This is a genomic window from Nocardia coffeae, assembly GCF_019890715.1.
GTDB classification, from domain to species: Bacteria; Actinomycetota; Actinomycetes; order Mycobacteriales; family Mycobacteriaceae; genus Nocardia; species Nocardia jiangxiensis.
Map to the genome: position 1 here is coordinate 434515 of NZ_JAINZY010000003.1, position 25667 is coordinate 460181.

The 25667-nt window shown below is 67.8% G+C and carries 29 protein-coding genes; 14 read left to right on the forward strand and 15 right to left on the reverse strand.

Annotated elements, in window-relative coordinates:
- Positions 1-28: 28 nt before the first annotated feature.
- Positions 29-649, forward strand: a complete 621-nt coding sequence (gene purN, locus K7711_RS15390) for a phosphoribosylglycinamide formyltransferase (RefSeq protein WP_222969966.1) — start codon at positions 29-31, stop codon at positions 647-649.
- Positions 646-2274: a bifunctional phosphoribosylaminoimidazolecarboxamide formyltransferase/IMP cyclohydrolase gene (gene purH, locus K7711_RS15395; RefSeq protein WP_308014736.1), complete on the forward strand. Its 1629-nt coding sequence runs from the start codon at positions 646-648 to the stop codon at positions 2272-2274. The genes purN and purH overlap by 4 nt, the downstream gene beginning before the upstream one ends.
- Positions 2275-3062: 788 nt before the next feature.
- Here the strand turns inward: purH and K7711_RS15400 are convergent.
- From K7711_RS15400 to rpmB, 5 genes are all read right to left on the reverse strand, one after another.
- On the reverse strand, positions 3063-3524 hold the full coding sequence (locus tag K7711_RS15400) for a hypothetical protein (RefSeq protein ID WP_222969968.1): 462 nt from the start codon (positions 3522-3524) through the stop codon (positions 3063-3065).
- 110 nt (positions 3525-3634) lie between these two features.
- A complete protein-coding gene (rpsR, locus tag K7711_RS15405; protein ID WP_222969970.1) occupies positions 3635-3889 on the reverse strand; it encodes a 30S ribosomal protein S18 in 255 nt (84 codons plus the stop codon).
- Between the two features lie 40 nt (positions 3890-3929).
- A complete protein-coding gene (gene rpsN, locus K7711_RS15410) occupies positions 3930-4253 on the reverse strand; it encodes a 30S ribosomal protein S14 (protein ID WP_222969972.1) in 324 nt (107 codons plus the stop codon).
- Positions 4253-4417 (reverse strand): 50S ribosomal protein L33, encoded by a 165-nt coding sequence (gene rpmG / locus K7711_RS15415; protein WP_222969974.1) that lies wholly within the window; start codon positions 4415-4417, stop codon positions 4253-4255. Before rpmG ends, rpsN begins: the two co-directional genes overlap by 1 nt.
- Positions 4417-4653 (reverse strand): 50S ribosomal protein L28, encoded by a 237-nt coding sequence (gene rpmB, locus K7711_RS15420; RefSeq protein WP_222969976.1) that lies wholly within the window; start codon positions 4651-4653, stop codon positions 4417-4419. Before rpmB ends, rpmG begins: the two co-directional genes overlap by 1 nt.
- A gap of 100 nt (positions 4654-4753) precedes the next feature.
- Here rpmB and mrf point away from each other — a divergent pair, with 100 nt between their 5' ends.
- From mrf to rpmF, 3 genes are read left to right on the forward strand one after another with little or no spacing between them, the layout of a single operon-like run.
- Positions 4754-6109 (forward strand): ribosome hibernation factor-recruiting GTPase MRF, encoded by a 1356-nt coding sequence (mrf, locus tag K7711_RS15425; protein WP_308014737.1) that lies wholly within the window; start codon positions 4754-4756, stop codon positions 6107-6109.
- Positions 6106-6393, forward strand: coding sequence for a type B 50S ribosomal protein L31 (locus K7711_RS15430; RefSeq protein WP_222969980.1), 288 nt, complete (start codon positions 6106-6108; stop codon positions 6391-6393). Before mrf ends, K7711_RS15430 begins: the two co-directional genes overlap by 4 nt.
- A 1-nt stretch (position 6394) precedes the next feature.
- A complete protein-coding gene (gene rpmF, locus K7711_RS15435) occupies positions 6395-6568 on the forward strand; it encodes a 50S ribosomal protein L32 (RefSeq protein ID WP_222969982.1) in 174 nt (57 codons plus the stop codon).
- A 313-nt stretch (positions 6569-6881) separates the two neighbouring features.
- On the opposite strand, the gene K7711_RS15440 is transcribed toward rpmF, so the two are convergent.
- Positions 6882-7277 carry a hypothetical protein gene (locus tag K7711_RS15440; protein ID WP_040819093.1) on the reverse strand — a complete coding sequence of 132 codons (396 nt, stop codon included), beginning with the start codon at positions 7275-7277 and terminating at the stop codon, positions 6882-6884.
- A gap of 303 nt (positions 7278-7580) precedes the next feature.
- Between K7711_RS15440 and K7711_RS15445 the strand changes: the two genes are divergently transcribed.
- Together K7711_RS15445 and K7711_RS15450 are read left to right on the forward strand one after the other, a co-directional pair.
- Entirely contained in the window at positions 7581-7775 is a 195-nt protein-coding gene (locus K7711_RS15445; protein WP_222969984.1) for a hypothetical protein, read from the forward strand.
- Positions 7769-8290 (forward strand): hypothetical protein, encoded by a 522-nt coding sequence (locus K7711_RS15450; RefSeq protein WP_222969986.1) that lies wholly within the window; start codon positions 7769-7771, stop codon positions 8288-8290. The genes K7711_RS15445 and K7711_RS15450 overlap by 7 nt, the downstream gene beginning before the upstream one ends.
- A 134-nt stretch (positions 8291-8424) precedes the next feature.
- Here K7711_RS15450 and K7711_RS15455 read toward each other — a convergent pair whose 3' ends face one another.
- From K7711_RS15455 to K7711_RS47585, 5 genes are all read right to left on the reverse strand, one after another.
- On the reverse strand, positions 8425-9252 hold the full coding sequence (locus tag K7711_RS15455; RefSeq protein WP_222969988.1) for an MHYT domain-containing protein: 828 nt from the start codon (positions 9250-9252) through the stop codon (positions 8425-8427).
- 254 nt (positions 9253-9506) lie between these two features.
- A complete protein-coding gene (locus tag K7711_RS15460; protein ID WP_308014740.1) occupies positions 9507-10094 on the reverse strand; it encodes a GTP-binding protein in 588 nt (195 codons plus the stop codon).
- Complete coding sequence (locus tag K7711_RS15465; protein ID WP_040819095.1) at positions 10075-10446, reverse strand: DUF742 domain-containing protein; 372 nt, start codon at positions 10444-10446, stop codon at positions 10075-10077. The genes K7711_RS15460 and K7711_RS15465 overlap by 20 nt, the downstream gene beginning before the upstream one ends.
- 7 nt (positions 10447-10453) lie before the next feature.
- A complete protein-coding gene (locus K7711_RS15470) occupies positions 10454-10864 on the reverse strand; it encodes a roadblock/LC7 domain-containing protein (protein WP_222969992.1) in 411 nt (136 codons plus the stop codon).
- Positions 10861-14046 (reverse strand): ATP-binding protein, encoded by a 3186-nt coding sequence (locus K7711_RS47585; protein ID WP_235747209.1) that lies wholly within the window; start codon positions 14044-14046, stop codon positions 10861-10863. The genes K7711_RS15470 and K7711_RS47585 overlap by 4 nt, the downstream gene beginning before the upstream one ends.
- Before the next feature lie 442 nt (positions 14047-14488).
- On the opposite strand from K7711_RS47585, the gene K7711_RS15480 reads away from it, so the two are divergent.
- From K7711_RS15480 to K7711_RS15505, 6 genes are all read left to right on the forward strand, one after another.
- Entirely contained in the window at positions 14489-15181 is a 693-nt protein-coding gene (locus K7711_RS15480; protein WP_040819097.1) for a response regulator transcription factor, read from the forward strand.
- 143 nt (positions 15182-15324) lie between these two features.
- Positions 15325-16704 carry a HAMP domain-containing sensor histidine kinase gene (locus K7711_RS15485; protein ID WP_083895446.1) on the forward strand — a complete coding sequence of 460 codons (1380 nt, stop codon included), beginning with the start codon at positions 15325-15327 and terminating at the stop codon, positions 16702-16704.
- Positions 16705-16907: 203 nt separating this feature from the next.
- Positions 16908-18884, forward strand: a complete 1977-nt coding sequence (locus K7711_RS49300; protein WP_372460141.1) for a S1C family serine protease — start codon at positions 16908-16910, stop codon at positions 18882-18884.
- 95 nt (positions 18885-18979) lie between these two features.
- On the forward strand, positions 18980-19474 hold the full coding sequence (locus K7711_RS15495; RefSeq protein WP_083895422.1) for a MogA/MoaB family molybdenum cofactor biosynthesis protein: 495 nt from the start codon (positions 18980-18982) through the stop codon (positions 19472-19474).
- A 659-nt stretch (positions 19475-20133) separates the two neighbouring features.
- The gene (locus K7711_RS15500; protein WP_222969994.1) at positions 20134-20811 is read left to right on the forward strand and encodes an MspA family porin; all 678 of its coding nucleotides are present in this window, start codon (positions 20134-20136) and stop codon (positions 20809-20811) included.
- Between the two features lie 66 nt (positions 20812-20877).
- Positions 20878-21558 (forward strand): MspA family porin, encoded by a 681-nt coding sequence (locus K7711_RS15505; protein WP_222969996.1) that lies wholly within the window; start codon positions 20878-20880, stop codon positions 21556-21558.
- A gap of 90 nt (positions 21559-21648) precedes the next feature.
- Here K7711_RS15505 and mscL read toward each other — a convergent pair whose 3' ends face one another.
- From mscL to K7711_RS15525, 4 genes are all read right to left on the reverse strand, one after another.
- Positions 21649-22086 (reverse strand): large conductance mechanosensitive channel protein MscL, encoded by a 438-nt coding sequence (mscL, locus tag K7711_RS15510; protein ID WP_222969998.1) that lies wholly within the window; start codon positions 22084-22086, stop codon positions 21649-21651.
- A gap of 144 nt (positions 22087-22230) precedes the next feature.
- Complete coding sequence (locus tag K7711_RS15515; protein ID WP_222970000.1) at positions 22231-22947, reverse strand: SAF domain-containing protein; 717 nt, start codon at positions 22945-22947, stop codon at positions 22231-22233.
- A 119-nt stretch (positions 22948-23066) separates the two neighbouring features.
- Positions 23067-23384, reverse strand: coding sequence for an FmdB family zinc ribbon protein (locus tag K7711_RS15520; protein ID WP_222970369.1), 318 nt, complete (start codon positions 23382-23384; stop codon positions 23067-23069).
- Positions 23385-23698: 314 nt separating this feature from the next.
- Positions 23699-24310, reverse strand: coding sequence for a 5-formyltetrahydrofolate cyclo-ligase (locus K7711_RS15525; protein WP_308014786.1), 612 nt, complete (start codon positions 24308-24310; stop codon positions 23699-23701).
- A 402-nt stretch (positions 24311-24712) separates the two neighbouring features.
- Between K7711_RS15525 and K7711_RS15530 the strand changes: the two genes are divergently transcribed.
- Complete coding sequence (locus K7711_RS15530) at positions 24713-25651, forward strand: UTP--glucose-1-phosphate uridylyltransferase (protein ID WP_222970004.1); 939 nt, start codon at positions 24713-24715, stop codon at positions 25649-25651.
- Positions 25652-25667: the final 16 nt, after the last annotated feature.

The window sequence follows — 25667 nt, forward strand, 5'->3', positions numbered from 1 at the left end:
TCCGCCCGCCCAATTGGTGCCCGCGGCCGTGCCCGCGACCGTCGTCGTGCTCGCCTCGGGGACCGGATCGCTGCTGCGTTCGCTGATCGAGGCCGCCGCGGAACCCGGTTATCCCGCTCGCGTGGCCGCCGTCGCCGTCGACCGGGCTTGTGCCGCAACCGATCACGCGGACGCCGCCGGGATTCCGCATTTCCGTGTCGCGCTGGGGGATTACTCCGATCGTGAGTCCTGGGATGCGGCGCTGACCGAGGCGGTCGCCGCGCACGCACCCGATCTGGTGGTGTCGGCCGGTTTCATGAAGATCCTGGGTCCGACCTTCCTGGCCCGTTTCGGCGGCCGCATCATCAACACCCATCCTGCGTTGCTGCCCTCGTTTCCGGGCGCGCACGGCGTGCGCGACGCGCTCGCCTACGGGGTGCGGGTGACCGGCTCGACCGTGCATCTGGTCGACGCGGGCGTCGACACCGGGCCGATCCTCGCGCAGGAGGCGGTCGCGGTGCAGCCCGAGGACGACGAGGACTCCCTGCACGAGCGGATCAAGGTCGTCGAACGGCGGTTGCTGGCGCAAGTGGTCGCCGCTGTCGCGACGCGAGGCATTGTCTCCGATGGACGAAAGGCAGTTATCCCAGATGAGCGAGTACTCCGGTGAGTGAACGCAGCGAACGACCCGCGAATGAGGCCGAGCGCAGGCCGATCACCCGGGCGCTGGTGAGCGTCTACGACAAGACCGGACTCGTCGAGTTGGCCAGTGGGCTGCATGCGGCGGGCGTGGAGCTGGTGTCGACCGGTTCGACCGCGGCGCGGATCGCGGACGCGGGTGTCCCGGTGACGAAGGTCGAGGATCTGACCGGTTTCCCGGAGACGCTGGACGGCCGGGTCAAGACACTGCATCCGCGGGTGCACGCCGGGATCCTGGCCGATCTGCGCAAGCAGGAGCATGCCGATCAGCTGGTCGAGCTCGGTGTGGAGGCGTTCGGTCTGGTGGTGGTGAACCTGTACCCGTTCACGCAGACCGTGGCCAGTGGCGCGAGTCCGGACGAGTGCGTGGAGCAGATCGATATCGGCGGTCCGTCGATGGTGCGTGCCGCGGCGAAGAATCATCCGTCGGTGGGCGTGGTGGTGAACGTCGCGGATTACGATCGCGTACTCGATGCGGTGCGTTCGGGCGGATTCACCCTTGCCGAGCGAACCGAGCTGGCGGCCAAGGCATTTCAGCACACTGCGAGCTACGACGTCGCGGTGGCCAGCTGGATGACGAATGTGCTGACCGCGGACCAGGATTCGGCGACACAGGAGTCGGCCGAGTCGGATTCGGTTGCCGCAGTGCGGTTCCCGGCGTGGCTCGGTGCGAGCTGGACCCGCGAGTCGGTGCTGCGTTACGGGGAGAATCCGCATCAGGCCGCCGCCCTGTACACCGATGCGGCCGGTGCGCCGGGTCTGGCGCAGGCGAAGCAGTTGCACGGCAAGGAGATGTCGTACAACAACTACACCGACGCCGATGCGGCGTGGCGGGCCGCGTGGGATCACACCGCGCCCGCCGTGGCGGTGGTCAAGCATGCCAATCCGTGCGGCATCGCGGTCGGTGAGGACATCGCGTCGGCGCATCGCAAGGCGCACGCCTGCGATCCGGTGAGCGCGTTCGGCGGGGTGATCGCGGCCAATCGCGAGGTGACCGTCGAGATGGCCGAGCAGGTCGCGGAGATCTTCACCGAGGTGATCGTCGCGCCCGGCTATGCCGATGGTGCGGTGGAAGTGTTGCAGCGCAAGAAGAATGTGCGCATCCTGATCGCCGAGCCGCCCGTGCGCGGCGGTGTGGAACTGCGGCCGATCAGCGGCGGGGCGCTGCTGCAGCAGCGCGATATCGTCGACGCCGAGGGTGACGACCCGGCCAACTGGACCCTGGCCTCCGGCGAGGCCGCCGACGCGGCCACCCTGGCCGACCTCGAATTCGCCTGGCGCGCCTGCCGTGCGGTGAAGTCGAACGCGATCCTGCTGGCCCATGACGGTGCCTCGGTGGGCGTCGGCATGGGGCAGGTCAACCGGGTCGACGCAGTCCACCTCGCGGTCCTGCGCGCCGATGATCGCGCCAAGGGTTCGGTAGCCGCCTCGGACGCCTACTTCCCCTTCCCGGACGGCCCCCAGCAGCTCATCGCCGCGGGCGTGAAAGCCATTGTGCAACCGGGAGGTTCGGTCCGCGACCAGTTGACCATCGACGCCTGCCGCGAAGCCGGCGTCACGATGTACCTCACCGGCGCCCGCCACTTCGCACACTGAGCGAACTCCGGCCCGGGGACGAGACCCCGGGCCGGAGAAGCGGGAAACCCGAACGGACACAGCCGATTCCGAGGCCGCGTGATCCGAAGTGATGAGCTGCCAACTGCGCATACACCCAGGTTCGCGCACCTCGGAAAACGCCAACTCCAAGGCCCGTGTGCCCAGTTGATTCCAGCCCGGCTCAGCGCCCCATTCGAGGTTACTGAGGCCCGTTCACCCGAACCACGGCACTCCGGTGATCACCTGGCCTCGTTCGCCTCGAACAACGGCACTCCCCTGATCACCCAGGCCCGTTCACCCTGGGTAACGCCAACACCAAGGTTCGCGGCCCGTCTCGCCGGTCGGACGCGTGGCGGGTGCGAGGAACGAGTGCCCGACACGGGGCCGAACGGTGAGACTCAGGGGCCGCGAACACGCCGCAGCGAAGCGGAGGCAGAAAATACAGACCACCCCTGCGCGGGGCTGCGGTTCCCGCGCAGGGGTGCTCTTTTCATCCAGGCACCGGGCCGTATACATCCCGGGTCCCGGGTTTCGTCATCCCGGCGGACGCCGGGAATCGGTCTGGGGTTCCCCTTGTGCCGGACGGGAATTCGGAGTAACTCGACGGATGCGTCGCGAGGGGGAAGTGCGTGACATGAGTGCTCTGTGGGTGTTGGACGGCCTGGAGTTTCTCTACGTAACGCTTATGTCACGCAACGTATCACTTCCGAAGTATTGGCGCTTCAGATAATTCTGCTATAACTGCTGGTGAGAATGTTTTGTGATCGACATCACAGTAGCTGGCGAACTTATTGTGCGCTGAGTACTTTTCGGTTGCCGAGGGGTTGCTTCAGCTGGACGTCGAGGGTGCCGAATACCGCGATCATGGTGCACATGCGGCCTTGCGCCTCCGGCAGGCGACCCGAGCGCAGGGCGATGGTGACGGTGCTCGAGGTCTCGGTGGTGGTGACGTCGACGCCGAAGCAGTCCGGCGATCCGATCTGGAAGTTCACCGCGATCCGATCGGCGGCCAGCGGGCTCCAGCTGTCGAAGGTCATCGCGTGCGCGTCGACGATGGCGGGATTCGCGGTGAACGTGCGTCCCGGATCGGGGGTGGCCTGTTCGGTCGGGGTGTTCGGCCCCGAGGACGTGCTCGTGGTCGTATCCGCCTGTGTGCCACCGTTGTTCGCCTGTTCGCAACCGGCCGCCAGCAGCGCCAGCAGGGTTGCGGCGGCCGCGCCGGCGCGGCGCGGTCCCGAATTCGCCTTCATGCGCCACACCCTAGTGGGCGATGTCGCCGAGCCCGTGGTGCGCACGGCGCGGCGCAACGCGAAGAGCCCCGGTGCGCACCGGGGCTCTTCGCGTCTGGCCGAGGGGGCGGTCAGCGACTGGTGAACGGCAACAGGGCCATCTCGCGGGCGTTCTTCACCGCGATGGCGACCTGGCGCTGTTGCTGCGGGGTCAGGCCGGTGACCCGGCGGCTGCGGATCTTGCCGCGGTCGGAGATGAACGTGCGCAGCAGGTTCACATCCTTGTAGTCGACCACCTCGACGCCCGCGGCGATCAGGGGGTTCTTCTTCGGACGCCGCGCCTGCTCGGCCCGGATCTTCTTGGACGGTGCTCGTTTGACTGCCATATCAGTACCCTCTCTCGGTGCGAGCTCTGGGCTGGGTGGTCTACCAACTCGATTTGTGCACACCAGGCAGTTCCCCGCGATGGGCCAGCTCGCGCACACGCACTCGGGAAAGGCCGAACTTCCGCAGATACCCACGTGGGCGGCCATCCGTAGCATCCCGATTGCGCAATCGTACCGGACTGGCGTCACGCGGAAGCCGCTGAAGCGCTGCGTACATGGCCTCCGCTTCGCTGCGACCGCGAACTGGTGCTTCGGCAGCGGCAGCGCGGCGGGCGGCCTCCTTCAGTTCGGCGCGTCGCTCGGCATTGCGGGCGACGACCGCGGCGCGCTGGGAGTTCCGGGCGATCTTGGACTTCTTGGCCATTACCTGTCCTCCCGGAAGTCGACGTGCTTGCGCAGGATCGGATCGTATTTGCGCAGCACCATCCGGTCCGGATCGTTGCGGCGGTTCTTGCGGGTGATGTAGGTGTAGCCCGTGCCCCCGGTGGAGCGCAGTTTGATCTTCGGGCGAATCTCGTTGCGGGCCATCAGATCCGGACCCCCTCGCGGCGCAGTCGCGCGACGACCGATTCGATGCCCTCGCGATCGATGGTCTTGATGCCCTTCGCCGAGACGGTCAGCGTGACGCGCCGGCCCGCACTGGGCAGGTAGTAGGTCTTGCGCTGGACGTTGGGGTTCCAGCGGCGGTTGGTGCGCTTGTGTGAATGCGAGACAGCCTTGCCGAATCCGGGCCGGCGCCCGGTGACCTGGCAGTGTGCCGACACGGTGATCCTCCTGAAGATGAAAATCATTTTCGACATTGGACGTCGGACACTGTACCGTTGGCGGCCTGTAAATGAAAATCATTGTCGAAAGGGGGCTCCGGTGGCCGCACCTCCCGAGCGCCGCACACCCGTGGTGTTACTGGCCGACGCGTCCAACGAAGCCGAACCGGGCGCACCCGTGGGCGCGGGTCTGGCCCGCACCGCCCGCGCGATGCTCGATACGCCCGGCACGGTGGTCATCCGCCACGACCTGACCGCCCTGCGCGAGGGTATCGTGCACCGGACGGTGTGGTACGGCACGCCGATCGGGCACGATGTCGCGAATCCCGCCGTGGATCACCACGCCGTGACGTCCGTGCACGAACTCGCGCACGGCTGCGTGTCGTGCACGCTGCGTGCCGATCTGCTGCCGCTGCTGTGCCTGCTGGCCACGCGGGATTCGGTGCGGCGCATCGTGATTGCCCTGGATCCCGCCTTCGAGGCCGAGGCGGTGTGTCATGCCATCGAGCACGTTCCGGTGGTCGGGGTCGCCGGTCGGGTGGACGGGCCCGCCGGGCGCAGTGTGCGGATCGAGGCCGTGGTCACCGGTCTGGACGCGCGGACCTGGCTGTCCGACGCCATCGGCGCGGAGACTCTCGCCGAACGTGGTCTGGGCCCGGAAGACGAGCGCACGGTGGCTCAGGTCGCGGTGGGACAGGTCGAATTCGCCGATGCTGTCCTGGTTTTCGGCGGACAGGCGGTGGCCGGTGCGGATCGCGCGCGCCTGACCGCGATCCTGGATCGGCTGATCCCGCAGGCCCCGATCGATTGGGCGCACGGTTCGGTGATCGAGGAGCAGGCGCGGATCGGTCGTCTGCTCGCCTGCGTACCGGCCGATTCGCGGCGCGGCCGGATCTTCGGCGCGCACGCGCCGCTGTTGCGCGGCCGACCCCCGCTGCACACCGAATTCGGGGTCACCCTGGTCGAATTCGCCGCGGGACGCCCGTTCCATCCGGCCCGGCTGCACGACGCGCTGGATGTGCTGTTCGAGGGTGTGGTCACCGCGCGGGGCCGGGTGTGGCTGGCCACTCAGCCCGACGAGGTGGTGTGGCTGGAATCCGCGGGCGGCGGCCTGCGGGTCGGCAACGCGGGCCCGTGGCTGGCCGTACTGCCGCCTGAGCAGGCCGCCGCTGCCGATCCGGACCGCCGCGCTCTGGCCGCGATGCGCTGGGACGAGCACTTCGGCGATCGCGACGTCTCGCTGACCGTCCTGGTCTGTGACGCCGATCCGGACGAGATCCGGCACGCGCTGCACTGGGCTCTGGTCGACGATGCGGAATTCCATCTGGTGCGCACCGCGCCCGAGGTCGTCGCGCAGTGGGACGACCCGTTCGGCGACTGGCATGAAGACCCTTGTGAGACCACCGAATCCACCGTGACGCCGCAGGGCGTCCAGGACAGGAAGGCAGATCAGTGAAGGCAGGTACCCACCCGGATTATCATCCGGTGATCTTCGAGGACGTGAGCACCGGCAAACGATTCCTCACCCGATCCACCGCCACGAGCGTGCGCACGGCGGAGTGGACCGACGGCAACAGCTATCCGTTGATCACCGTCGAGGTCAGCGCCGACTCCCATCCGTTCTGGACCGGTGCGCATCGCGTCCTGGACACCGCGGGACGGGTGGAGAAGTTCGAGCGCAAATACGGTCGGCGCACGCCGGGCCGTCGCGGCGGCGAGCAGAAGGGTGCGGTGAGCTGAGATGGCGGTTCCCAAGCGGCGGATGTCCAGATCGAATACCCGTAGCCGGCGGGCGAATTGGAAGGCGACGCCGCCGGATCTGGTGCCCGTGCGCGTGGGCGGCGCGGAGTATCGGGTGCCGCGGCGGCTGGTGGTCGCGGTGCAGCGGGGTCTGATCGATCCGGCTCGGCTCTAGATCGCGTCGCGAGATCCGGTGTGGCACTGGAGGTTGTTCACGGTGTTTGTCCGGATTCGGCGACCTGCGGGCAAATGTCGAGATGGGTTCCAACAGTGCTTGTCTCGTCAATTATGATTGCGATGAAGTAGCTGTCGGGTGAACTACCTACTGCCAGTTGGTTTTTGAGTGTGAAAAAGTCCACGTGAAGTGATGAATTCGTGCTCTTGTGCCGGTAGCCTCATTCGGGAGGGCGGGTTCCCTCGGAAATCCTGGGAACCCGCTCATCGCCATTTCTGGGGGGGAGTTCCCGCGAAGACGCCCGCGGTCGACGTTACGAATGTTCCGATCCGCCGCCGCGTCCGAGCGTCTCGGGCAGCAGCGCTTCCAAGCGGGCGACCTGTTCGGCCAGCAGCGTCAGCGGCCCCTCCGCCAGGGAGAGCGGCCACGGCAATCGCGGCTGCGACAGACCTCGCACCTGCTCCTCGAGTTCGGCGATCGTGGCTTCCAGATCGCCGACTTCCGTGCGCAGTTCGGAAATCTGCGTCAATGCGGCGGCGACGGCGTCGACCAGGGATCGGTGCCGACCGTCCTCGTCGGTGCCCAGCTGTGGCCATCCGGCCAGGTCGGGGCCGCGCAGCTGAGTCTGGATATCGCGGAGTACCGCCACGTGATCCTGGGGTGCCTGCGACGCGTCGGTCTCCTCGGCGTCATCCGGGCGGGATTGCATGAGGCCACTGTAATTCGCTCCGTCGGTGCGGCGCTCGGGATCGGTTGTGCCCCTGCCGGTCCGGAGCGGGGGGAGGCTGACGATCCGCCGCATCCGGAGATACCCCGAGGAGGTATTCGAACTGCGGTTTTCTGTCGCGGTTGTCCGAATTTGCAGGTTATTAACATGATTGCGGCAATTTTGCCGACTTATTGACGGGCAATGTTACAGCTTCGTAATAAGCACAGGCGACTCTCTGTCTGGGTCGCATTTCCGGACCCGCGTCCCCGGCCTCCGGGGGCGTGCACTGCGAGGAAAACACTGATGGGGATCGTTATGAAGAAGATGACGTACGCGGTATCACTGGCGACGTTCGCGACGACCGCCGCCGTTGCACTGGCCACGGGTACCGCGTCGGCCGCCACTCCCGGCGCGGATGCGCCCGTCGTGGATCCGCACACGATGAGCGTGCCGATCTGCAGTACACCAGCAACACCACCGACCGGTCCACGGTGCTGACCACCCCGCTCGGGACGCTGACCACGCTGGGTGGGCAGATCCAGCTGAACGACGCCAAGGGTGCGACGGTGTACGGGCAGAAGACCTTCACCGCGCTTCCGAAGGCCGCCAGCACCCTGCCCGCGGCGCCGAACGCGCCGACGGCCCATCAGGTCGACGCGGCCGTGCCCTCGCCGAAACCGGTCGACGCCTCGGCGCACGATCCGCAGGCGGACTTCAACAGCGCCCTGGGTACCGCGGCCACCCAGTTCGGCCTGGCCACCGGTGTCGGCGGCATGGTCGGCGGTGTCGGCGGAGCGCTCATCGGCTGCCCGCTCGGCGTCGTCACCGGCGGCGTGCTGACCTCGGCCACCATCATCGGCACTCCGCTCGGCATCATCGGCGGCTGCATCCTCGGCGCCTCTGCGGTCGGCGGGGTCGGCGCGATCCTCGGCGGCGCGACGCTGGGCATCCCGGTCGGCATCGCCAGCGGTGTGCAGATGTACAACACCCTGCACGCGCAGGGCGACGTCTAGAACCAACCGAAATACCAGGGCCGCAACGGTTTCGGTGACCAGCGGCCCGACGGGTTCGGGCCGGATCGCTCTGCCGGGGGCGATCCGGCCCGATTCGTTCTGTTACCGCTCTCGGGACCGTCCGGGCGAGCCGCTCAGCCGACCGGTTCGGTCTTGCGGGCGGTGTCGGCAGTGCGATTCGGGCCGGCGATGCGGCGCTTGCGCGGGTCCTTGGGCACCCGTTTGGTGCGCGCCTCGGGCTGCAGCCGCCCGGTGCGGTCCGGTGCGACCAGGACCGCGGTGATCGGGATCGCGAGTGACATCGTCGCGACGACGAAGATCGGGATGAACATGGTGAACAGATCCCGCCCCGCGGGCTGCGACATGGCCGGATCGATGTGGACCGACAGCCCGGACAAGCCGAGATAGTGGATGGCGATTATCACGCCCGCATACACCACGGACACCCCGACCAGGGCCGTCGTCACGCGCATCCGCGTCGCCCACAGCAGTCCGGCGGCCAGCGCCAGTAGCAGTACGCTGCATCCGGCGATGATCGAGGGGCTGATCGTGGTGCTGCCCTGCACCGCCAGCGAACTCAGGCCCAGATAGTTCATCAGCGCCAGGCACAGTCCCGCGACCAGCGCACCGAGCGCCAGGCGCACGGGCTTGCGATCGTCGCCCGCGATGATCAGTCCGGCCAGAATTCCCACCGGCGCCACCACCAGCGCGATGATGCGCTGCATCACGTCGTAGCGAACCACCCCGCTGGACAGTCCGACGCCCAGCATCGCGACCGACATCGCCACCTGCGACCCGATCGCGCCGATGCACACCGCCGCGGCGGTCAGCCACACGAGCCGGAACTTCGCGGTCACCGACAGCCTCGACTGCCGGATACAGATCAGGCCCACCAGGGTGCCCGCCCACGCCACACCGAGCGCCAGCACGAGCACCCAGGTCCCCATGGTGAAGTACTGCACGCAAACCCCCTACTCAGGTCGAATGAATTCTCTTCTGCTTACCTACGTTCGGACCGCCGACCACCGGTCGCCGTCCCGAGTCACCTTGCCATCTCCACCGCGCCGTCTCCGCCGCAATGCCATGGTGACAACTGATTTCGTGAGCACATGGGTAACTCCCCGGGCACGTCCAAAAGGTGATTTCACCTGAACCGCCGGCCCGAAACGCAAATCCTCGACTTCCCAACGACACGCTGAAGTCTCGGAGAGGCGGTCTAGCGCTCCGTGAGGCGGGCGATGGCGTATTCGGTTACCGCTGCCAGGGACTGGCGCACCTGGACCGGATCGCGGGCGTCGATGTCGACGATCGGAACGCCCTCGCGGATGGACAGCGCCTCGCGCAGTTCGGTCGCCGGGAACCGGGGCGAATCGGGAAAACGGTTGACCGCCACCAGGAACGGCAGCTGCCGCGCCTCGAAGAAGTCGACCACGGCGAAACTGTCCTCGATCCGGCGGGTGTCCAGCAGCACCACCGCGCCGATCGCGCCCCGCACCAGGTCGTCCCACATGAACCAGAATCGGCGCTGGCCCGGGGTGCCGAACAGGTACAGGGTCAGATTGCCGGGCAGGATGATGCGGCCGAAATCCATGGCGACCGTTGTGGTCTCCTTGCTCGGTGTGGCCGACAAGTCGTCCACGCCGTCGGAGTAGCCGGTCACCATGGCCTCGGTGCGCAGCGGCACGATCTCCGAGACCGCGCCGACGAAGGTGGTCTTACCCGCGCCGAAACCACCGGCCACCACGATCTTCGTGGAGGCGGTGCGAGTTTCGGCGTCCGAGACGTCAGAGAGCGCGGAGTCCACGCAGGGTCCTCTCCATGAGCGAACGGCGCTCATCGTACGTGGCGTTTTCGCTGAGCGTGGTGTGTACCCGCAGCGTACCGGCGACGACCAGATCACCGATGACGACGCGGACCATACCCAACGGCCGCTGAAGATGGGCGGCGATCTCCGCGACCGAGAGCCTGCCACCGCCGAGGCGCAGGATATCGGTCCGGACATCGCCTGCGGGCCAATCGAATCGACTCGCATACGGCAGGGTCTCCACGACTGCCTCGAGCGGCAGGTCGACCGCGGGCTGGGTGCGCCCGGCGGTCAGCGCATAGGGGCGGACGCGTGTTGTCGGCCGGGGATCGGCTCCGAAGGAACTCGACATCGCACCGTCAGACCGACGAACGGGCAGTGGCCTGGACGACCGCTCCGACCCGATCGGACAGTAGGGCCATCTCGTAGCCGATGCGGCCGATATCGTGCTGCTTGTTGGCCAGCACCGCCAGGTGTGACCCGTTGCCGACGCTCATCACCAGCAGATAGCCGCGTTGCATGTCGACGATCGACTGCATCACCTTGCCGCCGTCGAACAACTGGGCGGCCCCGGAGGACAGGCTGGCCAGTCCGGCGGTCACCGCGGACAGCTGTTCGGCGCGATCGGACGGCAGGTGCGGGCTGGTGGCCTGCAACAGGCCGTCGGCCGATACCAGCACCGCGTGCGAGACGCCGGGGACCTCGCGCGTGAAGCGCGTCACCAGCCAGTTGAGATTCTCGTCGGTGGGGGGCTGCTCGGTATCGGTCATACGTGTCCTCCATCGTTGTACTGCGCGTCGTGATGTTCGAGCCCGCCGCCGGACCGAGTTCCGTTGTACCCGTTTTCATCGCCGTACGACGCGAGGCCCGCGCGTCCGCTGCGCACACCGCTCAGGTGCCGGGACAGGTTGCTGCGGATTTCCTCGGGATCGGGGGCGCCGGTGTCGGAGGGAGGCGTCAGGCCGCCCGGAACGAGCTGTGCGCCCGGGTTGCGGATGGGAAGTCCACCGGAGGTGCGATGGTCCATGGTCGGTTTGCTGGCCTCTTCGGCCGCGGCCCAGCCCGCATCGGCGGGGGAGGACCAGGCCGCGCCCGTTTCGTTCGCCGACGGCTCGACCAGCCACTCCGAGACCATGCGCTGGTAGATGGGTGATTCGGCCGGTTCGGGTGTGCCGGGCTGCTGCACCGGCAGGGTCGCGGTCTGCGCCCACAGGTCCGCGGGCTCGGATTCCCAGGACGGGGCGCGTGCCGGTTCGGCGGGCGCGGGGGCCGGGACGTTGGCGGGCATCGGCGGGAATTCCCCCGAGGGCCAGGGCTCCGCCGCCGGGCGGCGGCGTCGCGGGCGCAGGATCTGCTCACCACCGAGGCCGGGCCGGGATTCGGTCGTCGAGTTCGCGGAATCCGTCCTGCCCCATGGCTGTTCGGATGCCGGGCTCGGCTCGGGGCGCGCGTCGGCCCAGAACTGTTGCGCCGGTTCGGATCCGGTCTCCTCCCAGCGCACCGCGCCGGACCACGAGTCGCCGCTCTTCCAGCGGGCGACATCCGGACCCTGCTGGTACTGCGGCTCCTCGGTATCCCAATCCTGCTCCGCCGAAACCGATTCCGGCGGCGTCCAACTCGATGCCGAGTTCGACCAGTCCTGCACCACCGGCTCGTCGTCGTCCTCGTCCCGGTCCGCCGGCGACAACGCCGATCGATCCGGGACCGCCCACGGGTCGCGCGCGGTCTCGCCCGCGTGGGCGAACGGGTTCTGCTCCTGCTCCTGCGGCTGGTAGCCGATCACACCGTCGGCGGCCGGCTCCGGATCCTGATGCGAGACGAACAATCCGGTGGGTTCGTCGTCGGGGACCGGTTCCGGATCGTGTTGCGAGATGAACAATCCGGTGGGCTGGTTGTCGGCGCCGGGCGATTTCTCCGGGCCGGCGGAATCGCCGGAGTCCTCGCGTGCCGGGCGGCGTTGCGGGAGCGGAGTCACCGAGGCCGAGGAACCGAACAGCGGCACCGGGGCCGGGATCTCCTCGGGCGCCGCATGAGCCGGGGTCGAGGTCGGCGCGGCGGGCAGCGGGGCGCCCGGGAATTCGCCGGACTCCGGCTTGTCGGAGACGATCAGCGATTTCGGCAGATGGATCGTGGCGGTGATGCCGGGCTGCTGCGCCATCGTCGAGGTGCGGCGCAGGCTGACGGTGACCGTATGCCGCTTGGCGAGCCTGCCTACCACGTACAGGCCCATGCGGCGGGCGGTTTCGACGGTCACCTCACCGCCGGAGGCCAGCCGGTCGTTGATCTCGTGTAGATCGTCACCCGACATGCCCAGGCCGCGGTCGGTGATCTCGATCAGATAGCCGCCCTCGGGCGCCGCGGACACCGACACCGCGACCGGAGTGCTCGGCGGCGAGTACCGCAGCGAGTTGTCGATCAGCTCGGCCAGCAGATGTTCGATGTCGACCGCGGGCTCTCCGGCGACGATGCCGTCGGGCACCGCGCCGATCTCCACCCGCTGATAGTCCTCCACCTGGGAGACCGCACTCCAGAGCATGTCCGAGAGCGGAACCGGGGGGAGTTGGCCGCGGCGCAGCGCGGTTCCGGCCAGCACCAGCAGGTTGTCGCCGTTGCGGCGCATGCGGGTGGCCAGGTGGTCGAGGCGGAACAGGCTCTGCAGGCGGCCCGGATTCTCCTCGTCGCGTTCGAGATCCTCGATCAGCGTCAACTGCTGTTCGACCAGCGATTGGCTACGCCGCGAGAGGGTTTCGAACATGCTGCTGATCAGCAGTCGCAGGCGGGCCTGGTCGGCGGCCAGGTGCAGCGCCTGCCGGTGCATGTCGTCGACCGCGCGGGCGAGCTGGCCGATCTCCTCGGTGGTCTGCACGTCGACCGGGAGAATCTCCGGGGTCGCACCGCCCTCGCGCACCACCGACAGCTCGGCGGGCAGGTCGACGTGGGCGACCTGCAGTGCGCCGCGACGCAGTCGCCGCACCGGCACGACCAGTGAACGCGCCACCGCCAGCGCCAGCGCCAGACCCGCGAGCAGGGTCAGGACCACGGACGCGACGTCACGCAGCACGGTGCTACGCGCATCGATCGAGGTGCGGCTCAGACCGGAGGTGATCAGATCGTCGACATGGCTGATCGCCTCGGTGTAGGTGGCGGTGCTGCGCTGCAGCGAATCGTTCACGCCGACGATCATCATGGGCTCGGCCGAGCTCTGGCTCAGCGCGCGCAACCGGGTCTGCTGAGCGTCCAGCAGGATGTCCGGCTTGTACGCCGAGGTGGGCTGGACCACGGCGTACTGGTTGATCATGGTGAGTTCGGAACCGGTCGCGGTGAGCGCCTGCGCCCGCATTGCCGGATTGTTGCTGATCTCGCCGCTGCCGATGATCAGCTGCTGCTGCAGGAACATCCGACGAGCGATGGTGAGATCGCCGAGCTGGGTGTAATACCGCTCGAGGACCGTCTCCTTGGGCGTGATCAGCGTGGTGACGGCGTTGCTGATGTGCGTCGCGACCTCGTCGGCCTGGGTGCCGACCACCTGGGCGGCGCTGCCGTGCAGGCTGTTGCGCATCCCGCGTCCGGTGGACAGCGCATCGCTGATCTCGGTGCTCACCTGCTGATCGACGCGGGCCAGCGGAAGTGCCGACTGCAGATTGGCCGCCGCCTGGTCGAAGCGTGCGGAGACCTGGTCCAGGGTCGCCTGCCCGATGTGGTCGCCGACGCCGCCGGTCCCCGCGGCGACCGCGAGATCATCGGCGGCGGAACCGAAGTCGAGCAGCGGCCGGATGATCTGCGCCTGCTGCGTCGCGGTGTTCAGCTGGGAGATGGTGCCCAGCTCGTCCCGGATTCGTAGGACGGCGAAGACCGAGGCCAGCACGACGGGCAGGAGCAGCACGATGCCGACCTTGCTCGTTACCGAGAGGTTGGACAGATTTCGCTGCCATGGTCGCGGTCCAGTTCCCATCCCGCTTCCGTCGCCTCCGCTCGCGCATTCGCCCTGCGAGTCCCACCGCGGCCGGTTCCCGGCTCACAGTCTCACCTCGCAGGTGCTCGGCCGCGCTGTGCCGAAGGCGCTGTATCCTCGGCCAGCTCTCGAGCTCCCTCGCGGTAACGCAGATCCGGTAGTGCTCGAATTTGCGCAATGTGAACTGACGTTCTTCGGGTCCAACCGCCGGAGAACCGACTGCAGGTCTTCTTTTACGGCAGGCAACATACCGCGTGAACTTGGCCACGGCAATTCGGACTTCCCCGCTCTGAAATTCGCTAATTTCGCCACGCACAAGGTGTTTCATGTGCTTGCCTCCGCGCGAGCGGGTAAAGCGACTGGTCATCGGCTCGCGGTGGATCGGCGTGTCGAATGGGGGCTTCTCAGTGGACTCTCAGTCGGTACGGTCAGACTGGACCGCATGCGCATTCTGGTAGTCGACGACGACCGCGCGGTGCGGGAATCACTGCGGCGGTCGCTGACGTTCAACGGCTACTCCGTCGAGCTGGCCGTGGACGGGCTCGATGCGCTCGAACAGGTGGCCGTGCAGCGGCCCGACGCGCTGGTACTCGATGTCATGATGCCCCGGCTGGACGGCCTCGAAGTCTGCCGCAGACTGCGCAGCACCGGCGACGACCTGCCGATACTCGTTCTCACCGCACGGGATTCGGTCTCCGAGCGCGTCGCGGGCCTGGATGCGGGAGCCGACGACTACCTGCCCAAACCGTTCGCCCTCGAGGAACTGCTGGCCCGGCTGCGCGCGCTGTTGCGCCGCACCTCCGCCGATCCGGCGGGCGCCGAGGAATCCGAGACGATGACGTTCGCGGATCTGTCGCTTGACCCGATCACCCGCGAGGTGTCCCGCGGCGAACGCGCCATCAGTCTCACCCGCACCGAGTTCTCACTGCTGGAAATGTTGATGGCCAACCCGCGCCGGGTGCTCACCCGCAGCCGCATCCTCGAGGAGGTCTGGGGCTACGACTTTCCCACCTCCGGCAATGCTCTCGAGGTGTACATCGGCTATCTGCGCCGCAAGACCGAGGCCGAGGGCGAGCCGCGGCTGATTCACACCGTGCGTGGCGTCGGCTACGTGCTGCGCGAGACCCCGCCGTAGCAGTGGGCGTCATCGTGGGAAGGCATGTTCCGCGTTCGGGCGCGCGAGGCTCGGCCGGCCGGGGACGGGATGCGAACGGACGCGGCCGTGACGTCGTGGCCGGATTGCACGCGGGCGCGGACACCCCGGATCTGCGGCCGCCGATGCCGCTGACGCGGTCGGTGTCGCTGCGCTGGCGGGTGACACTGCTGGCGGCCTCGGTCGTGGCGATCGCCGTGGCGGTCACCTCGATCGCCGCCTACGCGGTCGTGGCGCGCGCGCTGAACGCCGATGTCGACAAACAACTTCGGACCCGGGCGACCGGCATGATCGACCAGCGCCTGGACGCGCTGGACTATCAGGAGGTGTTGCAGCTCGGCGCGCTGTACTCCAACGACGTGTCCATCGCGCTGAACTATCCCGGCAGCGATCAGTGGGTTTCGTTGTCCCGCAACTCCACGTCGCCGATCGGGGCGCCCGAGGTCGCGGTGGCGCACGGCCAGTCCTCGTTCTCCCTGCGGACCAGCAGGAATCAGCGAATTCTCGCCGAACACATGGAATCCGGTGCGACGCTGGTGATCTGGCAGTCGCTGGAACCGACCCAGGAGGTACTCGATCGGCTGGCGCTGCTGTTGTTCGTGGTCGGCGGCTGCGGCGTGGTGGTGGCCGCCGCAGCGGGAGCCGCGGTCGGCCGCACGGGATTACGGCCGGTGGCGCGGTTGACCGCGGCCGCCGAACGAGTCGCGCGCACCGACGATCTGGCGGCCATCCCGGTCACCGGCGACGACGAATTGGCCCGTCTCACCGAGAGTTTCAACACGATGCTGGTAGCGCTGGGCGAATCTCGCGAGCGGCAGCGACGTCTGGTCGCCGACGCCGGTCACGAACTGCGCACGCCGCTGACCTCGTTGCGCACCAATATGGAACTGCTGATCGCCTCCTCCCGTCCCGGCGCGCCGCGGATTCCCGAGGACGATATGGCCGAGTTGCGCGCCGACGTGGTGGCCCAGATCGAGGAGTTGTCCACCCTGGTCGGGGATCTGGTGGATCTGGCCCGCGAGGACGCCCCGGAGGACGTCTACGAGCGGGTGGACGTCGGCGCGGTGACCGAGCGCGCGCTCGAGCGGGTGCGCAGAAGACGCGCAGGAGTGGAATTCGTCGCCGAACTGTGTCCCTGGTTCGTCTACGGCGACGAGGCCGGACTCGAGCGGGCCGTGCTGAACGTCCTGGACAACGCGGCGAAATGGAGTCCGGCCGGGGATCAGGTGCGGGTCACGATGGCCGAGACCGGGCCCGGATTGATGGAGATCGGCGTCGACGACGCCGGACCGGGCATTCCGCCCGCCGAACGCCGCCTGGTCTTCGAACGTTTCTATCGGACCATGGCCGCCCGATCCATGCCCGGTTCGGGCCTGGGCCTGGCCATCGTGCAGCAGGTGGTGACCAAACACGGCGGGACGATCACCATCGAGACCTCCGAACGCGGTGGCGCACTGGTCCGGATCGTCCTACCCGGCGAGAACGCCGTGCTGCAGGCGCAATAGCGCCGGGCCGCAAGGGGGAATACGCCTGTGCAGTGGGCCGAATGTCATCGACGGGGATTCTCGCGGGCCGGTAGGTTGAGCATACGAAGGCGGCCCGCTGCCCACGATCGCGGAAGAACTGATGGAGAACTGAAAGCGCCGTCTCAGTTCGCTCTCAGTCGATGTCATCAGTCTGGTCGGCAGACGTGAGGAGAAACGAGAAGATGACCGAGGACCCGAAGGACAACCGGGAACAGCCGCAGCCGTCGGCGAACTCGGAGTTGCGGGCACAGACGCCCGACGCACAGCCGACCGAGCAGAAGTCCGCCGAGCCGGGTCGTCCGGCGGGGGCATCCGAGGATCAACCTTCGAAAGAGCCCGCGCAGCCGTCCGGGTCGGGGACCGGAACTCCGGAAGCGAGTACGCCGCAGCCGGGCACAGCGCAGCCGCAGGCCCAGCAGCCGGCGGCCGCGGGTTCGGGCGCGGAGGCCGGATGGCCGGGATCGGGTGGGTCGCAGTCGCCCTACGCCCGGTCCGCCCCGGCGCAGTCACCGTGGGGGCAGCCGCCGTCGAGCGGGTCGGATTCGCCGTTCGGGCAGCCGATGCCCGGTCAGCCGGGGTCCACATCCCAGGGATCGGCCGTGCCGCGGGCGCCGTTCACGCAGCCGGGCGCGGAGCAGTCGTCGTTCGGGCAGCCGACCCCGGGCGGGCCGACGCCGTCGGATTCGCCTTTCGCGCCGTCGCCGTTCGGGCAGTCCGGTTTCGGGCAGCAGCCCTCGCCGTATGCCCAATCGCCCTCCCCGTACGCGCAGTCCGGGCCGCAGCCGGTCACCGGTCAGTTCCCGCCGGCCGACCAGCTGACCGGCTCGGGTTCGGTGCCGCCGGAATACTCCCCGTACGCGTCCCGGGAGACGCCGACCCAGCACACCACCCCGATGCCGCCGTATCCGCACGCCTACGGCTCCGGTGGCGGGCAGCAACCGCCCACCGGTCCCGTGCCGACCGTCGCGGGTTCGCCCTTCGGCTCCGAACACAACACCGGCGCCTATGCGAGCGCTCCGTACGCGACCGCGGCGCCGCCGCGTCGCGGCCGGGGTGGACTGGTCGTCGGTGCGATCGTGCTGGCACTGGTCGCGGGCGGAATCGGCGGTGCGGTCGGCGCGCTGGTCGCCGATTCCGGCGACGGATCCTCGATCAGCGCGCTCGACAGCTCTTCACCGAATGCGAATCCCGCCTCGGTCACCGCGCCCGCCGGGTCGGTGCAGGCCGTCGCGCAGAAGGTCGTGCCGAGCGTGGTGATGATCAAGGTGGCCGGCGATCGCGCGGAGGGTGAGGGCTCGGGCGTCATCCTGTCCTCCGACGGGCTGATCCTGACCAACAACCACGTCGCCAGCGGCGCGGGCCCCGACGCGAAGATGAAGGTGCAGTTCAAGGACGGCAGCACCAGCTCCGCCTCGATCGTCGGCGTCGACCCCATCTCGGATCTGGCGGTCATCAAGGCGCAGAACAAGACCGGCCTGACGCCGATCGACCTGGGCACCTCCAAGTCGCTTCAGGTCGGCCAGCCGGTCGTCGCGATCGGCTCCCCGCTGGGCCTGGCCGGGACCGTCACCACCGGTATCGTCTCGGCGCTCAATCGGCCGGTGTCCACCAGCGGCGAGTCCGGTTCCACCGGCACCGTGATCTCCGCGGTGCAGACCGACGCGCCGATCAACCCGGGCAACTCCGGTGGCGCGCTGGTCGACATGAACGGCAAGCTGATCGGCATCAACACCGCCATCGCCACCCTGGGCGGCGGCGCGGACAGCAGTCAGCAGAGCGGTTCGATCGGCCTGGGCTTCGCGATCCCGGTCGATCAGGTGCGCCGGGTGGCCAACGAGCTGACCAAGACCGGCCACGCGACCTACGCCCAGATCGGCATGACCGTGCTCAATCAGGCGCCCAGCAACGTCAACGCCAACGGCGCGGTGGTCAAGGACGTCGCTGCCGACGGCCCGGCCGCCAAGGCGGGCATCCCGTCGGGCGTGGTGGTCACCAAACTCGGTGATCTGGTGATCGACAACGGTGACGCCCTGGTCGCCGCGGTTCGTTCGCATCAGCCCGGTGACAAGGTCTCGCTGACCTACACCGACACCAACGGACAGAACGAGAAGACGGTCCAGGTGACCCTCGCCGGAGCTCCCGCGGACGGTGCCCATTGAGCCGCCCGCCCCGCACCCTGACTCTCCTGACGGACCGCCACTCCGGCAGCGGGGGACCGGATTTCCTGTCACCCCCGGACGCTACGGTTAGCGATATGGAAATCGATGCTCCTGTGGCGGGTCGTGCGCTCGTGGTGATTGTGGACGACCGGTCCGCTCATGGCGGGGAGGATTCGCTGGGTCCGCTGGTGACCGAGTTGCTCACCGAGGCCGGATTCCTGGTCGACGCCACGGTCCTGGTGGCGGGTGACGAGGTCGAGATTCGCAATGCGCTCAACACCGCCGTCATCGGCGGTGTCGACCTGGTGATCTCGACCGGCGGTACCGGCATGTCCCCGCGTGATGTCACCCCCGAGGCCACCTCCGAGGTGCTCGATCGCGAACTTCCCGGGATCAGCGAGGCACTGCGTTCCTCCGGTCTGGCCGCGGGCTCGCTCGACGCCGGTCTGTCCCGCGGGCTGGCCGGTATCTCCGGCAGCACGCTGGTGGTCAACCTGCCCGGGACCAGGGCCGCGGTGCGCGATGGCATGGCCACGCTCGGCCCGCTGGTCAGCCGGGTCATCGATGAGCTGTCCGGTCTGGACGAGTAATGAGCTCCACCCCGAACGAGGACGATCGAACCCCCCGCCCGCGCCGGGCGGGGGGTTCCGCGCGTTCGGCGGCCGATGCCGCGAAGTTGGCGCGCATCTTCGGCGAAACCCTCCCGCAAACCACCAGCGATGAACGCGGTACCGACGGCGAATCCCCAACTGTGGGAACATCATCGGAGGATTGGTTGCGGTCGCAGGTTCCGCCGCATCACGGATGATCGGTCCGTCAGCACAATTGCGTCGCTCTGGCGTACTCGAGCCGCGTCTTGCGCCGGTTCCATTTTGCGAGCGCTAACACGGTTTTTGCAGGACGTGTAGTATGCAGACTTGCTAATGTGATTTAGATCACAACATGTTTACATGAGCTTACGTTGTCAGCGTCTCCTCACTGCGTTTAATGTTCGCCTTTGGGCTATACCACAGCGGCTCTTTTGGGCCCGGGAACGGCGTCTCGGCGTTGGTCCCGGCGGAACGTAGCCCGGTTCCGACAGGTTGGTCTGGCGGTAGCGCGACGAATGTCGCCGGTTAGGCGGCGGCAACATGCTGGCGAATAGACTGAGCTGGGCCCGGTAACGGGCCGCGTTTCCAGCCCCGGTGGTCGGGGTCGGAAATCAGCCTCGGTGGTCGAGGCTGACTGCTATAACCTGATGAGGGGAAATATGAGCGAGAACCGCACCAGCGGTGCGCGTCGCGGTGCCCGTTTCGCGGGTATCGGGGCGGCGGCAGCCGTTGCGATCGGATTGCTATCTACCGGCGCTGCCAACGCCGACACCTTCGTGCCGTTGCCGGACGGCCAGAAGGCAGGACCAGATGGTGTATTGATCACCCGCACGCACGAGCATGCGAACATTTCGACTTCCATGGCAGCCAACGGTGCCGGCCGTACTGTCTGGGTGTCGGGTATCGCGTCGGCGGATGTACCCAATGCGCCTGCTGCCACCGTGGGACCGAACAACGGACAGTTGAACAGTCCTGGCTCCAACAATTCGTCGACCCATGGCGCATCCCAGCTCAACTCGGGCTACATCGTCGGATGCCAGGTCGACATCGGTACTGACGCCATCTCCGCCGGAGTCTCCGGCAGCGTCAGCCTGACCGACGCGTCAGTCGGTGGATCGATCGGCTTGAACCTCGGCCCCGGCCAGGTCAAGTTCGTACAGATCGACTCGATCGATATCACCCACCCCGGCCACTTCTCGGTGGAGTACCAGGATGCGGAGATGCAGATCCAGGGTTGTGCGGGTTACGCGCAGGCGCGCGCCTACACCGTTGTCGAGGTCGTCGGCAACCACTACTCGAAGACCACCCTCTACGGGCAGCCGTTCAGCATCGGCTGACCTTCGTGGTCTGATCCGCCAATCCCATTCTCGCGCATAGCGATTCATCTTTGAGGGAACCGAAATATGAACATCCGTAAGTCTCTGGCCCGTGTGGCCGGCGTCGGTGCTGTCGCCACCGCCGCACTAGGTCTGCTCTCGACCGGCGCCGCCAACGCCGACACCTTCGTCCCGCTGCCGGGCGGAAGCATCGTCCGGCCGCTGAGCGACGGCACCAGCGTCCACGTCTGGATGGACGGCGAGTCGGCGAACATCAACCCGTCCTTGGGTTCGACTCCGCTGCACCGCAATTCGTGGGCCTCGGGTACCGCGCACGTCCACATCGATGGCAAGACAACGGCCAAGGGTGGCAACATCTACCCGGGTTACGTCGTCGGCTGCCAGGTCAATATCTCCGGTGGTGGCGTCAATGCCGCTCCGAGCGTCGGCGGCAGCTGGGACAGCTCCGGCAACGTCACGCCCAGCGCCTCGATGGGCACCGGCGGCAACCTGACTCTCGGCCCCGGCCAGGCGCAGGCGTTCTACGTCCTGGATCTGGAGCAGAAGGACGACTTCGGCGCCGATACCCACAAGACCCGCCTGGCGTTCACCGGTAACGACGGCTCGGTCTCGTGGGCGGACGAGACCATCGGTCTCACCGGCTGCGCCGGCTACGCGCAGGCGCGTTCGTTCATCAGTGCCGAAGTCCAGACCGACAGCGTCATCAGCTGGGTGACGTTGTGGGGTAAGCCGTTCAGCCTGGGCTGATCGGATTCTTTTCCTCCGGCACGACGGTGGGCCCGGCGTATCTTGCGCCGGGCCCACTGCGGAAATCGGGAAGCGGCGTATCCCGTTCTGCTACAGGGTGTCTCGCTCCTTGGAATCAAGTCCGGCCCGGGATTCGTGGCGACCGCCCGTGCTCCTGTTTCCGTCGGCGAGCAGGTCGCGGATCTCGGTCAGCAGTTCGGCTTCGGTTTGTGCATCGGCCTTGCCCCAGCGCTTCTTGGCGTGGGTGGCCGGTAGTACCAGCGCGAAATAGACCACGGCCGCGATGATGACGAAATTGATCGCCGCGGTGATGATCGGGCCGAGCGCGACATAGGTTGCGGGTTTATCGGCGATGATTCGGAATCCGAGGCCCAGATCGCCGGTTCCGCCGAATATCTCGATGAGTGGTTTGACTATTCCGTCGGTGAACGCCGTGACGATGGCGACGAATGCGGTGCCCATCACGACCGCGACCGCCAAGTCGATCACGTTACCGCGAAGAATGAAGTCCTTGAAACCCTTCAGCATTTGCTGCTCCTGTCTCATCGGCGTACCCGGCCAGTGTCGAATGGTCTGGTCATAGCGGTGGACACCCATGATCACCGCTCATAGTTCGGGTATCGGGGATGCTAGAGGGATTTTGCGGCAAATAGTTGGCGAATCGAATGAACGCTACTGAAAAATCACCGTGAGCGCGGTGCGCAGGGATGCTGCGGCGACGGTTGTGGCGTGCGCGGAATCGAGTGCGATCAGTACGACGCGATCCTCCGATCGGGGTGATTTCCCGGTGTCGGATCTCTCGGGTATCGACACCACGACAGCTCCCGAGGCAAGAGTGCGGGCGGGGGTCGCGGTCGGAGTGTCGGGTTCGGCCGCGGCGACCACATCGACCCGGTCACCGGTGCGCAGTATCTCGGCAACGGCATTGTCCGCCAGGCGAATCGGGACGATCCGGGCATCGGGTGCGGCGGTGGCGGCCGCGGCCAGGCGCGGCCCGAGCACCCGCAGATCGGTGAAGATCTCACCGGCCCGCATGGGCGCGGACAGGGTGGCCCCCAACAGTGGTGCGGGTTCGTGGATCGCGCCGCCGGGCAGACTGTTCGCGGTGAAGGCGGCGATGCGCAGATCGGCGGCGGCCACCGCGCGACCGGGCGGCAGATCGTGCGCGGCGACCACGACCTCGACACGCTGTGCCGCAGGATTGCCGCGCAGGAGCAGGAATGCGGCCAGCACCGTGAGCGCGGCGGCCAGGATCCGGCGGGCCAGAGTGCCGTCCAGCCAGGCGGGGCGGCGGTGCCGCAACCACTCCCAGCGAGGGATGCGGCCGAGGTCGAGATCGCCGCGGCGGGATCGAGCCGACCTGCCTCGGCCGGACGCGCTGTACGTCATGTCCAGGACGCTACGGCTCGTCGAACGCCTCTCCGGCCGGAAAACAGCTGGTCAGAATTGGGCTGTGGATAACTCGGAGGCTGTGGACAACACCGTGTGCGTCCACTGCGGCCGATATGTCAGGCAGCCGGCGAGCTCGTGGCTGTGCTGCTGGTGGACGAGCTGCTCAAACTGCTCGAGGAGCCGTCCGAGGAGGAGTTGCTCGACGAGGACGACGAGGATGCCTCCGCCTTGGCGGGCTCGCTCGCGGTGGTCGAACCGCTGCGGCTGTCGGTGCGGTAGAAGCCGCTGCCCTTGAACACGATCCCGACCGAATTGAACAGCTTGCGCAGCTTGCCGTCGCATTTCTCACACGTGCTCAGCGCATCGTCCGTGAACTTCTGAACGATGTCGAACTTATCGCCACACTGCGTGCACTGATACGAGTAAGTAGGCACAGGAACCTCCACAGTCTCCGTCGTTAGCACTCTACAGCCGACAGTGCCAACAACACTAATCGGAATTAAATTCCATATCTTTGGCCTCCGCTTCGCTCCGGCGGGTTTGCTGTGTCTTTGGCCTCCGCTTCGCTCCGGCGGGGTTTGCGGCGCCTGAAGGCTCACCGCCCGGCCCCGTGTCGGGCACTCGTTCCTCGCACCCGCCACGCGTCCGGGCGGCGAGCCGCGCCGCAAACCAGGTGTCGGCGTTCTACGGGGCTGGTGAAACTGGGTGTGCGGGCTGGTGTCTCCATGGGATAGGTGTCCCGTTGATGTCAGGTGGCCGTCGACAGGGGAGTCAGGCCCGCGGCGGGGGTCAGGGCCCAGCCCATGCGGCGGTCGTGGGGTTCCTCGGGGAGTTGGTCGAGGAGTTCTTCGTCACGGACGATCGCGATGAGGCGGGCATCCGAGCGGGCGGCGGGCAGGGTGCGGTCGTAGTAGCCCGCTCCGCGCCCGAGTCGCACGCCGCGTCGATCCACCGCGAGGGCGGGGATCAGGATCGTGGCGGCGCGGGTGATCGCGGCGGGGGACAGGTGTGGGCCGGTCGGCTCCAGTAGGCCGTAGCGGCCGCGGTGCAATGCCGCTCGTCCGGTGTATTCGGCCCAGTCCAGGGGGCCCGGCGGGCCTGTCACCGGCAGCAGCACCCGCGCGCCCGCGGTGCGGAGGGCGTCGAGCATGGCCACGGAGCCGGGTTCGCCGTGCACCGGGACGTAGGCAGCCACCCAGACCTCCTCGGCGTCGTCGAGCGGCAGCCGCGACGCCGCGGCGGCCAGGGCTGCCGCTTCCGACTCGTGGACGGCGGGGTCCACCGCCGCGCGCCCGGCCAGCAGCCTCGCGCGCCACTCACGTTTGTCCAGCTGACCAGCGATCTCCACGCGGACCACGATATGCCGCCGATACTCGGGCCGCGCTCGCCTGCCGCCGCACCCACTCCGCACGGTCCCCTTGCTCATGGATCCGGCTCCTGCCGCTCGCCCGCAGGTTCCGACGCCCGTCCGCCGGAGTCGGGAAGCTCACGTACAACCAGGGTTTCCCGCTCGGTCCGACGGGGAACTGTTGCAAGCACGCTGGTGGTGGACGGTCGCGTCGCGTCGCGGTGCGGTGTGGAACTCGGCGAGCGGTCGCAGAGGCCGCCCCCTAGGCTTCCCGGTGTGCCGCGCCGGGGCGAAGCCCGTCCGGTCGACGAAACTGATGGATAGGGTGTGCTTATGACAGCATCGCGCAGCGATTCCGTGAGGGGTGGCGGTCGGACGACGAACGGGTCGGCCGAGGCTGGATCGGACACTACGGTGCAGGGATCCGCGACCGCGAAATCCTGCTTCCGTACCGCTGTGGTCCCCGCGGCAGGACTCGGGACGAGGTTTCTACCCGCGACCAAGACCGTGCCGAAAGAGCTGCTGCCGGTGGTGGATACGCCCGGTATCGAGCTGGTCGCCGCCGAGGCGGCCGATTCGGGCGCGGCGCGCCTGGTGATCGTGACCTCGCCCGGAAAGGACGGTGTGGTCGCGCATTTCGTCGAGGACCTGATGCTCGAGAACACCCTCGAGGAGCGCGGCAAGTTCCATCTCCTGGAGAAGGTGCGCAAGGCGCCGGGCCTGCTCGATGTGACCTCGGTGGTCCAGGAGGAGCCGCTGGGTCTGGGTCATGCGGTGGCCCAGGCGGAGAAGGTGCTGGACCCCGACGAGGACGCCATCGCGGTGCTGCTGCCCGACGATCTGGTGCTGCCCTCGGGCGTCCTGGACGTGATGAGCCGGGTGCGGCGCAAACGCGGCGGTTCGGTGCTGTGCGCCATCGATGTGCCCAAGGAGCAGGTCAGCGCCTACGGCGTGTTCGACGTGGCGCCCGTGCCCGACGCCACGAACCCGAACGTGTTGCGCGTCAACGGGATGGTGGAAAAGCCCGCCCTCGCCGATGCGCCGTCCACCTACGCCGCGGCGGGCCGCTATCTGCTCGATCGCGCGATCTTCGACGCACTGGGTCGCATCGAACCCGGCGCGGGCGGTGAATTGCAGCTCACCGATGCCATTTCCCTGCTGATTTCCGAAGGACATCCGGTCCATGTCGTCGTGCACCGTGGGTCGCGCCACGACCTGGGCAACCCGGGCGGCTATCTTCGAGCTGCGGTCGATTTCGCTTTGGAGCGTGACGAATACGGGCCGGCCTTGCGTGAATGGCTGGAGCACCGACTCGCCCCCGACTGGGATCCGCAGCTGACCTCGCCGGAGTAGTCTGGCGGGCAGCCGA

Excerpts from the sequence above, each read along its gene's own strand:
- K7711_RS49300 (WP_372460141.1), top strand. The coding sequence starts at position 16,908 with ATGACCGAGGACCCGAAGGACAACCGGGAACAGCCGCAGCCGTCGGCG.
- K7711_RS15515 (WP_222970000.1), bottom strand. The coding sequence starts at position 22,947 with ATGACGTACAGCGCGTCCGGCCGAGGCAGGTCGGCTCGATCCCGCCGC.
- K7711_RS15505 (WP_222969996.1), top strand. The coding sequence starts at position 20,878 with ATGAACATCCGTAAGTCTCTGGCCCGTGTGGCCGGCGTCGGTGCTGTC.
- K7711_RS15485 (WP_083895446.1), top strand. The coding sequence starts at position 15,325 with ATGCCGCTGACGCGGTCGGTGTCGCTGCGCTGGCGGGTGACACTGCTG.
- mscL (WP_222969998.1), bottom strand. The coding sequence starts at position 22,086 with ATGCTGAAGGGTTTCAAGGACTTCATTCTTCGCGGTAACGTGATCGAC.
- K7711_RS15400 (WP_222969968.1), bottom strand. The coding sequence starts at position 3,524 with ATGAAGGCGAATTCGGGACCGCGCCGCGCCGGCGCGGCCGCCGCAACC.
- K7711_RS15495 (WP_083895422.1), top strand. The coding sequence starts at position 18,980 with ATGGAAATCGATGCTCCTGTGGCGGGTCGTGCGCTCGTGGTGATTGTG.
- K7711_RS47585 (WP_235747209.1), bottom strand. The coding sequence starts at position 14,046 with ATGGGAACTGGACCGCGACCATGGCAGCGAAATCTGTCCAACCTCTCG.
- K7711_RS15445 (WP_222969984.1), top strand. The coding sequence starts at position 7,581 with ATGGGGATCGTTATGAAGAAGATGACGTACGCGGTATCACTGGCGACG.
- rpmG (WP_222969974.1), bottom strand. The coding sequence starts at position 4,417 with ATGGCCCGCAACGAGATTCGCCCGAAGATCAAACTGCGCTCCACCGGG.
- K7711_RS15500 (WP_222969994.1), top strand. The coding sequence starts at position 20,134 with ATGAGCGAGAACCGCACCAGCGGTGCGCGTCGCGGTGCCCGTTTCGCG.
- rpsN (WP_222969972.1), bottom strand. The coding sequence starts at position 4,253 with ATGGCCAAGAAGTCCAAGATCGCCCGGAACTCCCAGCGCGCCGCGGTC.
- rpmF (WP_222969982.1), top strand. The coding sequence starts at position 6,395 with ATGGCGGTTCCCAAGCGGCGGATGTCCAGATCGAATACCCGTAGCCGG.
- K7711_RS15470 (WP_222969992.1), bottom strand. The coding sequence starts at position 10,864 with ATGACCGATACCGAGCAGCCCCCCACCGACGAGAATCTCAACTGGCTG.
- K7711_RS15480 (WP_040819097.1), top strand. The coding sequence starts at position 14,489 with ATGCGCATTCTGGTAGTCGACGACGACCGCGCGGTGCGGGAATCACTG.
- K7711_RS15465 (WP_040819095.1), bottom strand. The coding sequence starts at position 10,446 with ATGTCGAGTTCCTTCGGAGCCGATCCCCGGCCGACAACACGCGTCCGC.
- K7711_RS15440 (WP_040819093.1), bottom strand. The coding sequence starts at position 7,277 with ATGCAATCCCGCCCGGATGACGCCGAGGAGACCGACGCGTCGCAGGCA.
- rpsR (WP_222969970.1), bottom strand. The coding sequence starts at position 3,889 with ATGGCAGTCAAACGAGCACCGTCCAAGAAGATCCGGGCCGAGCAGGCG.